Raw genomic sequence first — 1,312 nt, 5'->3', positions numbered from 1 at the left:
GTACTTCCCTAAATAGAGTTGACCGTTTTTGAGGTTAATACTTGGTTATCAAAAATAGTAAAACTAGGTTTAAATTTTAATTGATTATTATTCCACTTTCTTTCAAATTCCACGGGAGTTAATTTGTTTAAATGCTCGTGAGGTCGGTTGTGATTGTAGTTGTACACAGCTTTATCGATATACTTTTTTAATTGCTCAAAAGACTGTGGTTTCCAATATTGTATGTATTCTTCTTTTATTGTTCGGTTGATTCTTTCGGCATACGCATTATCCGGAGCAGTTAAGGACATGCTGATTTGACATTGATTGTCTTTTAGTATTTTAATATACTCTTTGCAGGTATACTGGCTCCCTCGGTCCGAATGATGTATCAAAGGCGGCTTATTGGTACTTAAGGCCATTTGCAAGGCTGCGGTATTGGCAGTAGCTCGCATGTGGTTTGATACTTTATATCCTACAATTTTTTTCGTGTAAACATCAATGATAAACACCGCATAATAAAATTTGTCTTTCGCATAGATGTACGTTATATCAGACTGCCAGACACTAGAAGGCTTATCCACATAAAGACCTTTTATCAAATTAGAATAGCGAATTGATCCTGCGTAGGTCGTACGTTTAAAATTCCTTTTGCGCTTGAGTCTAAAGCCCAAGTCCATAAAGGTCTCCACAAATCTATCTCTACCGATGAAATCTGGTTTCAAAGCAGCATACATCTTTTCAACACCACAGCCTGGATGCTTTTTTCGCAACTCTTCGGCTCGGTGCATTAGTATGCGCACATTATCACTAAAAACCGCCTCGCGCTTACTATACTGGTGCACCGCTTGCTTACTAATCCCCATGGCTCTGTAAAGCTGATTCATCGAGAAGGCTAGTTCTTTTTGGTGCGTTCGGAACCAGCTGAAGGTGGCGTGTTGAAGTTTTTTTTTAAATCAATATCCAACTCGGTTTTTGCCAATTCCACCATCTTCTCTAAAAATTCAATCTTAATCTGCTTCTGACCCACCGTACGCTCTAATTCGCGAACCTTTGCTTCAAGCTCCTTGAGCTTATTCTCACTACTGTTTTTCATCTCAATAATACGATATCCTTTTTCGTTAAAAGTAGAATATTTATAAATCCAATTGTAAATCGTGACATTAGAAACGCCATACAAACGCTCCAACTGACAAACGCTAAACTTTCCCTGTTCAAAGAGTGAAACCAACTCCTTTTTAAAATCTTCTGAATAACGACGAAATCGACGAATCTGATGCAAATTTGCTTTCATAAATTGACTAAAGTGGTCAACCTATTTTAGGGACGTACA

Annotated in this window: 2 protein-coding genes; both read right to left on the bottom strand. The window is 37.8% G+C overall.

The window, feature by feature from the left end:
- Nucleotides 1-8: 8 nt before the first annotated feature.
- The gene (locus CHX27_RS00950; RefSeq protein WP_094484908.1) at nt 9-866 is read right to left on the bottom strand and encodes an IS3 family transposase; all 858 of its coding nucleotides are present in this window, start codon (nt 864-866) and stop codon (nt 9-11) included.
- A gap of 8 nt (nt 867-874) precedes the next feature.
- On the bottom strand, nt 875-1,273 hold the full coding sequence (locus tag CHX27_RS00945) for a transposase (protein ID WP_094484907.1): 399 nt from the start codon (nt 1,271-1,273) through the stop codon (nt 875-877).
- Nucleotides 1,274-1,312: the final 39 nt, after the last annotated feature.

The organism is Flavobacterium aurantiibacter, from assembly GCF_002251775.1.
In the GTDB taxonomy this organism is placed as follows: domain Bacteria; phylum Bacteroidota; class Bacteroidia; order Flavobacteriales; family Flavobacteriaceae; genus Flavobacterium; species Flavobacterium aurantiibacter.
Note: the sequence above shows the minus strand (reverse complement) of the source record. Positions and strands in the feature narration are given on the sequence as shown.

What these genes read in the sequence shown, in the direction of transcription:
- CHX27_RS00950 (WP_094484908.1), bottom strand. Translation starts at nt 866, where the DNA reads ATGAATCAGCTTTACAGAGCCATGGGGATTAGTAAGCAAGCGGTGCAC.
- CHX27_RS00945 (WP_094484907.1), bottom strand. Translation starts at nt 1,273, where the DNA reads ATGAAAGCAAATTTGCATCAGATTCGTCGATTTCGTCGTTATTCAGAA.